The sequence below is a fragment of the Neoroseomonas marina genome (assembly GCF_012927745.1).
Lineage (GTDB): Bacteria > Pseudomonadota > Alphaproteobacteria > Acetobacterales > Acetobacteraceae > Neoroseomonas > Neoroseomonas marina.
The window spans coordinates 151,662-158,855 of record NZ_JABBKX010000010.1 but is presented as its reverse complement, the minus strand read 5'-3'; the positions used below and the strand labels follow the sequence as shown (position 1 = coordinate 158,855).

Below are 7,194 nucleotides of genomic sequence, written 5' to 3'. Positions count from 1 at the left end.
CCAGCGAAACCCCGCTTCCTCAGCGGGCCAACGAACCTAAGGCCTCAACCCCCGTCCGTCAACCCCGCCCCACCAGCGGCGTGGCGGGCTTCTATGCCCCCTGGCGGAACCGGTCAACCCCCCTTCCGCCAGGAAAGATACCATTCCGCAAAACGCGGGATCCCGACCTCGATCGACGTGCGCGGTTCGAAGCCGCACAGCGCTTCGATCGCCGCGATATCCGCGAAGGTTTCCTCGACATCCGTCGCCGGCCGCGGCGTATCGACCACGGCCGCCGTCCGCCCGAGCGCTGTTTCCAGCACCTCGACGAAGCGCCGCACCTCGACGCTGCGATGGTTCCCGATGTTCAGTAACCGCGGCGCGTTACCGGGCGCCGGCTGATCCAGGCAGCCCAGCACACCGGCCGCGATGTCCTCGACGAAGGTGAAGTCGCGCTTCAGCCGGCCCGCGTCGTAGAGCGTGATCGGCCGGCCGGAGAGAATCGCATCCGCGAACAGCCACGGTGCCATGTCCGGCCGCCCCCATGGTCCGTAGACCGTGAAGAACCGAAGTCCTGTCTGCGGCAGGCCGAACAGGTGCGCGTAGGATTCGCTGATCAGCTCGGCCGAGCGCTTGGTCGCGGCGTAGAGGGACACCGGGTGGTCGACCCGATCCGATTCGGCAAAGGGCAGCTTGCGATTGCCGCCATAGACCGAGGAAGACGACGCGTAGACGAAATGGTCCATCCGCTTCAGGCGCCGCGCGGCTTCGAGCATCACGAGATGCCCCATGACGTTCGCCTGGACGTAGGCGTAGGGATCGACCAATGAATGCCGGACCCCCGGCTGCGCCGCCAAATGCACGATTCGCGTCGCGTCAGGCTCCCGTTCCGCCAGCGACAGCATCGCCTCGCGATCCGACACATCGGCCTGGACGAAGGTGAACCCTGCATGGCCTTCGAGGCGAGCCAGGCGCGCCCGCTTCAACCGCACGTCATAGTAGGTCGAGAGATTGTCGACGCCGATCACCCGCTCCCCGCGTGCGAGGAGCGACTCGGCGACATGCATGCCAATAAAGCCCGCCGCGCCGGTCACCAGGACGGTCATGCGCGGATCAGCCGGTCCTCGAGCAACTCCATCACGGCGTGCCCGAGCGCGATGTGTGCCTCCTGCACCCGTGCCGTCACCGGGCTCGGCACCAGCAGCACGTGGTCGCATAGCGCCCTTGCCGGTCCGCCATCGCCGCCCAGCATGCCGACGGTAACGATGCCCATCTCCCGCGCCGTCTCGAAAGCCCGCAGCACGTTGGGCGACTTGCCACTCGTCGTGATGCCGAACAGCACGTCGCCCTTGCGCCCGAGCCCCGACAGCGGCCGCGCGAAGACCTGTTCGAAGCCGTAGTCGTTGCCTCCTGCCGTCAGCGCCGTGGGATCGAGCGTCAATGCGATGGCGGGCCAGGATGCCCGCTCCACGCTGGACCGAAGGCGGATCAACAACTCGGTCGCGAGATGCTGCGCATCCGCCGCACTGCCGCCATTCCCGCAGAAGAACAGCCGCCCGCCGCCGCGGATCGCCTGCTCACAGGCCGCGACGACGCCAAGCACGGCCTCAGCGGCCTCGCTTGCGAGGCGGCGCCGCAGCACGGCGCCCTCCTCCATCATCGCCGCGAAGCGTGCGGCCTCTTCCATCTCAGCTGTCCGCGGTGATGCCGTTGGTGCGGATCACCCGGCCCCACTTGTCGATCTCGGCCGCGAGGAACCGCCCGCACACCTCGGACGAGGACGCCCGAACGTCGCAGCCCTGTTCCTCGATCTTGGCCTTCACGTCGGGATCCAGCACGGCGCGGGTCAGCGCTTCGTGCATCCTGCGCATGATGGGCTCCGGCGTGCCGGCGCGGCCGAGGAAGGCCCACCAGGTCGGCGCCTCGAAATCCGCGAGTCCCTGCTGGGCGAAGGATCGCACGCCCGGCACGTGGCGCGTCTCCTCCTTCGTCGTCACGCCGAGCGGCCGCAGGATGCCGCTGCGGATGTGCTGGCTGATGATGACGACGTTCGACATGAAGAGCGGCACGTTGCCCGCCACCGCGTCCTGCACGGCAGGCCCGCCGCCGCGATAGGGCACATGGGTCAGCCGGATGCCGGCCTCACTCGTCAGCAGCGTCGTCGAGACATGCGCCAGACCACCGACACCCGATGTCGCATACCCGATCGTGTCCGGCGCGCGCTTGGCCGCGTCGACCACGTCTTGGAAATTCCGGTACGGCGTATCCTTGTGTGCCACCAGGGCAAGCGGCCCCGTGGCCACCAGGCTCACGGGCGCGAAGGCCTCCATCGCCCGGTAGGGCAGGCGCATGACGGTCTGGTTGGTCGCCTCGTTGTCGTAGGCGAGCATCCAGGTGTAGCCGTCGGGCTGGGCCCGGGCCATCTCGATGCCGCCGATGGACCCCGACGCACCGCCGCGGTTGTCGATGATGACCGGCTTGCCGAGACCCTCGGATAGCTTTGCCTGGAACAGGCGTGCGATCGTGTCGGTCGACCCGCCCGGCGGGAACGGAATGATCACCCGCACCGGGCGCTCGGGCCAGTTGCCTTGGGCCAGCACCAACCGTGGAGCGGCCAGCCCTGCGGTCGCGATGGCCAGCACTGCGCGACGATTCATCCCTGGAGACTCCCGATAGCGAAGTTGGCCGGCAGATGGCACGGCGGCGCGGCGCGCTCAAGACTGGGTGACCGCGGCCTCCGCGAATCCGGCCCGTATCGCCTCGGCCAGGGTTTCCACGACCGGACTGCTGCCGGCCCCGGTGAAGAGAAGAATGGCGAAGTCCGGCAGCGCCGGCATGCCGTCCTCGGCCCCGAGGAACCGAAGCCCTGCCGGCAGCGGCCCCGGCAACCCGATCGTCACGGCGAGCCCCGCGAGCGCCGGCGCCAGCGTCCCGGCCTGGGACGTGCTGGTATAGGCGACGCGCCACGGCAGCCCGGCCTCGTCCAGCGCCTTGACCGCCGCCCGATGCCAGACGCAGCGCGGCTGCGCCGTGGCGAGCGGAATGGGGGACCGGCGATGCGTCGCGTGCTGGGTGGACCCGATCCAACGCAACCCGGCACGCCACAGGGGCTGGCCGAGCATGCCGGGCCGTTCATTGCCCCCGGACAGGAGCGTCAGGTCGATCTCATCTTCCTCCAGCCGCTCCACCAGTTCGTTGGAGGGCGCACAGGTGACCTCGACCTCGACGGCCGGATGAACTTCAGCAAAGCGGGCGAGGATGCCCGGCAGCCAGCGCAACGCATAATCGTCCGGCGTGCCGAGCCGCACGGTCCCCGATACCGCCGGGGCGCGGAAGGTCGTGACGATCTCGTCATGCATCGCGAGAAGCCGCCGCGCCCGGTCGAGCAGCCAGGCGCCATGCGGCGTGGTCTCGACCCCACGCGGCCCGCGCAGCAGCAAAGGCTGGCCCAGCGTCTCCTCGAGCCGGCGGATCTGCATCGACACGGCGGACTGCGTGCGCCCGACGGCACTCGCCGCGCGGGTGAAGGACCCGCCTTCTGCGATCAAGACGAAGGACCGCAGCAGATCCGGATCGATGCCAGGGGGGATGGCCAGCATGGGTTTGCTCTCCAGACCGCCGATATCAATGACGCTGATCTTTAACGTCAAGGGATTTCGTTTTCCTGATGCTGCACCTGCTGCCAGGATCCCGGCCCAGGCGCTTTCAGGAGGACCGCCACATGACGACCCGCAGCCTTGCCACCACCCACACCGTCCGGACGCTTGCCGTGCAGGGCACGGCCTGGATCGCCTGGCTGCGACGCGTCCTGCAGGCCGCCGCGAGCCGCCGGCTCCTCGCCGAAATGGATCGCCGGATGCTCGCCGACATCGGCATCACGCGGTCCGAGGCGCTCGAGGAAGCGGCCCGCGCGCCCTGGGACCTGACGCCTCCGCGGCGCTGAGGCCCCGCCATGCGGCGGCGCAAGACGCCGCCGCATCCGCTGCGGCAGCATGCGTTCGGATCTTCCGGAGCGTCGCATGCCCGCCCCCATCCGCCCCGATTTCTGGGCCGTCCCGGCCGAGACCGTCTTCGCCGACCTCGGCGCGTCGCCCACCGGGCTGACGCAGGAGGAGGCCGCGCAGCGCCTTGTTCAACATGGCCGCAACGACGCCGGCGCTCCCGCGGCGCGGCGCATCCCCGCCCGCATCCTGGCCCGGCTGACCGAACCGCTCGTTGCGATCCTGATCGTCGCCGCCCTGATCTCCGGCGCGACCGGGGATTGGGCGAGCTTCACCATCATCCTCTGCATCCTCGCCGCCTCCGTGGCGCTCGACGTGGTGCAGGAACACCGCGCCGAGGCCGCGGCGGAGGCGCTGCGCCGTTCCGTCGCCATCCATGCCCGCGTGCTGCGCGACGGCACTCCCACGGAAATCCCGGCCGAGGAGGTCGTGCCCGGGGACATCGTGGACCTCACCGCCGGTGACCTGGTGCCGGCCGACGGCATCGTGCTCTCCGCCCACGCCGCCCAGGCGAACGAGGCCCTGCTGACCGGCGAGCCCTACCCGGTCGAGAAACGTCCCGGTCCCGTCGCCGCCGAGACGCCGGCCGAAGCGACCTCGGCCCTGTTCGGCGGCACTTCGATCGTCGCCGGCGAGGCCCGGATGCTGGTCGTCGCGACCGGCGCCGCCGCGCGCTTCGGCGGCATCGCCGCGGCGCTCCGGGCCGAGGCCCCGCCCTCCGCCTTCCAGCGTGGCCTGCACGATTTCGGCGTACTGATCCTGCGGCTGACCGGCTTCCTCGTGCTCTTCGTGCTGCTGACGCACCTCGTCTCGGGGCGGCCCGCGCTCGAATCCTTCCTGTTTGCCGTCGCCCTCGCGGTCGGGCTGACGCCCGAGCTGCTGCCGATGGTGATGACCGTGACGCTGTCGCGCGGCGCGCTGCGCATGGCGGCGCGGCGCGTGGTCGTGAAGCGGCTCGCCGCCGTGCACGACCTCGGTTCGATGGACGTGCTCTGCACCGACAAGACCGGTACCCTGACCGAGGCGCGCATCGCCCTGGTCGGGCATCCCGGTGCGGACGGCGCGGAGGATCCGCGGGTGCGGGACCTCGCGGCGATCGCGGCCGGGCTGGGCACGGGGCTGCGCAGCCCGCTGGACGCAGCGATCCTTGCCGCCGCTTCGCCGGCCGAGGGCTGGCGTCACATCGCCGATGTCCCCTTTGCTTTCGACCGCCGGCGCAACTCGGTGCTCGCCGGGCAGGACGGGCGACGGCTGCTGGTCGTGAAGGGTGCGGCCGAGGAGGTCCTGCCGCATTGCATCGCGACCGGCCTGCCGGACGGGACGGCCGTGCCGCTCGACGCCGCGGGACGCGCGCGGATCGCCGCGCTCGAGGAAGCGAAGGCCGCGGCCGGGCTGCGCTGCCTCGCCGTCGCATGGCGCACCATGCCGGTCGACGCCCACGACGCTGCCATGGAGGATGAGACCGGCCTCGTCTTCGCCGGCTTCTGCGTCTTCGTCGATCCGCCCAAGGCCGGTGCGGCGGAGGCGATCGCGCGGCTCGGACGGCTCGGCGTGCGGGTGAAGATCGTGTCGGGCGATTCGCCGGCCGTGGTGCGACATCTGGTGGAAACGCTGGGCATCAAGGCGCATGGGCTGCTGACGGGGGCGGAGATCGCGCACCTGTCGGACGGGGCGCTCGCGGCGCAGGCGTTGCGGACGGACCTCTTCGCGCGCGTCTCCCCGGACCAGAAGACACGCATCATCCGGGCGCTGAAGGCGCGCGGGCATCGCGTCGGTTTCCTGGGTGACGGAATCAACGACGCGCCGGCGATCCATGCCGCGGATGCCGGCATCTCGGTGGACGGCGCGACCGATGTCGCGCGCGCAGCGGCCGACATGATCCTGCTCGACCACGACCTTGGCGTCCTGGCGGATGGCGTGGAGGAAGGCCGCCGCACCCACGCGAACATCATGAAGTATGTCCGGATGGGCACCTCCTCGAACTTCGGCAACATGCTGTCGATGGCGGTCGCCTCGCTCGCCATTCCGTTCCTGCCGCTGACGCCGATCCAGGTGCTGCTCAACAACCTGATCTACGACCTCAGCGAGACCGGCATCCCCTTCGATTCCGTCGACCCGGCCGAGGCCGCGCGGCCGCACGGATGGAACATGGCGGAGGTGCTGCGCTTCACCCTGGTGCTCGGGCCGCTCTCCTCGGTCTTCGACCTCGCGACCTTCGGCATCCTGATCTGGGGCTTCGGCGCGGCGCCCGAGGAATTCCGCACCGCTTGGTTCGTCGAATCCATGGCGACGCAGATCCTGGTGATCTTCCTGATCCGTACCTCGGCCCCGGCCTGGCGGTCGCGGCCGAACGCGATCCTGGTCGCGACGTCGCTTGGTGCACTTTCTGCCGCGTTGCTGCTGGCGCTGACGCCGATCGGCACGGCTTTCGGCTTCGCGCCGCTACCGGGATCGCTGCTGCTCGCGATGGGCGGGCTGGTGGTACTCTATCTCGCCGCGGCGGAGATGCTGAAGCGCGTGGCGATGGCGCCGCCGCGGCGCCACGGGCATCGGCACCTCAGCGCATCGTGACGGGCTGGCGCTCCAGTTCCGCGACGCGCGTGCGCAGCGCGGCGAGTTCCGCCCGCATCGCCGCGATCTGCTCGCCCACGGGATCGTCCTCGGGGTGGGTGATGCCATAGCCGACGGTCGGGTCGGCGCAGAGCGAGCCCGCCGGTGGCCGCGCCGGAATGCCGACGACGGTGCAGCCCGCCGGCACGTCCTTCGTCACCACGGCATTGGCGCCGATGCGCGCGCCATCGCCGACCAGGATCGGGCCAAGCACCTGTGCCCCCGCGCCGATCGCGACGCCGTTGCCGATGGTCGGGTGCCGCTTGCCGGGCTGGCCCGACAGACCGCCGAGCGTGACGCCATGATAGATCAGCACGTCGTCGCCGATTTCCGCCGTCTCGCCGATCACCACGCCCATGCCGTGGTCGATGAACAACCGTCGTCCGATCCGCGCGCCGGGATGGATCTCGATCCCCGTGAGGAAGCGGCCGATATGCGAGACGAAGCGCGCGAGCCCCTTCAGTCCGGCCCGCCACAGCGCATGCGCCAGGCGATGCCACAGCACGGCATGCAGCCCGGCGTAGCAGAGGATAGCCTCCGGCCAGGAGGGCCGCGCCGGGTCGCGGTTGCGGATCGTGCGCGCGAGTTCGACGGCTTCCATGGG

General features: G+C 70.4%; 7 protein-coding genes. 2 read left to right on the top strand and 5 right to left on the bottom strand.

All coding sequences use genetic code 11. The features are described from left to right. Nucleotides 1-113: 113 nt before the first annotated feature. From GWK16_RS22045 to GWK16_RS22030, 4 genes are read right to left on the bottom strand one after another with little or no spacing between them, the layout of a single operon-like run. A complete protein-coding gene (locus tag GWK16_RS22045; RefSeq protein ID WP_170056132.1) occupies nucleotides 114-1,085 on the bottom strand; it encodes an NAD-dependent epimerase/dehydratase family protein in 972 nt (323 codons plus the stop codon). After that, nucleotides 1,082-1,666, bottom strand: coding sequence for a D-sedoheptulose-7-phosphate isomerase (locus GWK16_RS22040; RefSeq protein ID WP_170056131.1), 585 nt, complete (start codon nucleotides 1,664-1,666; stop codon nucleotides 1,082-1,084). The genes GWK16_RS22045 and GWK16_RS22040 overlap by 4 nt, the downstream gene beginning before the upstream one ends. 1 nt (nucleotide 1,667) lies before the next feature. Then, a complete protein-coding gene (locus GWK16_RS22035) occupies nucleotides 1,668-2,636 on the bottom strand; it encodes a Bug family tripartite tricarboxylate transporter substrate binding protein (protein WP_170056130.1) in 969 nt (322 codons plus the stop codon). A 57-nt stretch (nucleotides 2,637-2,693) separates the two neighbouring features. After that, entirely contained in the window at nucleotides 2,694-3,578 is an 885-nt protein-coding gene (locus GWK16_RS22030) for a LysR substrate-binding domain-containing protein (RefSeq protein WP_170056129.1), read from the bottom strand. 122 nt (nucleotides 3,579-3,700) lie between these two features. On the opposite strand from GWK16_RS22030, the gene GWK16_RS22025 reads away from it, so the two are divergent. Both GWK16_RS22025 and mgtA read left to right on the top strand, forming a co-directional pair. Further along, the gene (locus GWK16_RS22025) at nucleotides 3,701-3,922 is read left to right on the top strand and encodes a DUF1127 domain-containing protein (RefSeq protein WP_170056128.1); all 222 of its coding nucleotides are present in this window, start codon (nucleotides 3,701-3,703) and stop codon (nucleotides 3,920-3,922) included. 76 nt (nucleotides 3,923-3,998) lie between these two features. Beyond that, on the top strand, nucleotides 3,999-6,551 hold the full coding sequence (gene mgtA, locus GWK16_RS22020; protein ID WP_211187645.1) for a magnesium-translocating P-type ATPase: 2,553 nt from the start codon (nucleotides 3,999-4,001) through the stop codon (nucleotides 6,549-6,551). Here the strand turns inward: mgtA and cysE are convergent. After that, on the bottom strand, nucleotides 6,538-7,191 hold the full coding sequence (gene cysE / locus GWK16_RS22015; RefSeq protein ID WP_170056126.1) for a serine O-acetyltransferase: 654 nt from the start codon (nucleotides 7,189-7,191) through the stop codon (nucleotides 6,538-6,540). The genes mgtA and cysE overlap by 14 nt on opposite strands. Nucleotides 7,192-7,194 lie beyond the last annotated feature (3 nt).

What these genes read in the sequence shown, in the direction of transcription:
- GWK16_RS22045 (WP_170056132.1), bottom strand. Translation starts at nt 1,085, where the DNA reads ATGACCGTCCTGGTGACCGGCGCGGCGGGCTTTATTGGCATGCATGTC.
- GWK16_RS22040 (WP_170056131.1), bottom strand. Translation starts at nt 1,666, where the DNA reads ATGGAAGAGGCCGCACGCTTCGCGGCGATGATGGAGGAGGGCGCCGTG.
- GWK16_RS22035 (WP_170056130.1), bottom strand. Translation starts at nt 2,636, where the DNA reads ATGAATCGTCGCGCAGTGCTGGCCATCGCGACCGCAGGGCTGGCCGCT.
- GWK16_RS22030 (WP_170056129.1), bottom strand. Translation starts at nt 3,578, where the DNA reads ATGCTGGCCATCCCCCCTGGCATCGATCCGGATCTGCTGCGGTCCTTC.
- GWK16_RS22025 (WP_170056128.1), top strand. Translation starts at nt 3,701, where the DNA reads ATGACGACCCGCAGCCTTGCCACCACCCACACCGTCCGGACGCTTGCC.
- mgtA (WP_211187645.1), top strand. Translation starts at nt 3,999, where the DNA reads ATGCCCGCCCCCATCCGCCCCGATTTCTGGGCCGTCCCGGCCGAGACC.
- cysE (WP_170056126.1), bottom strand. Translation starts at nt 7,191, where the DNA reads ATGGAAGCCGTCGAACTCGCGCGCACGATCCGCAACCGCGACCCGGCG.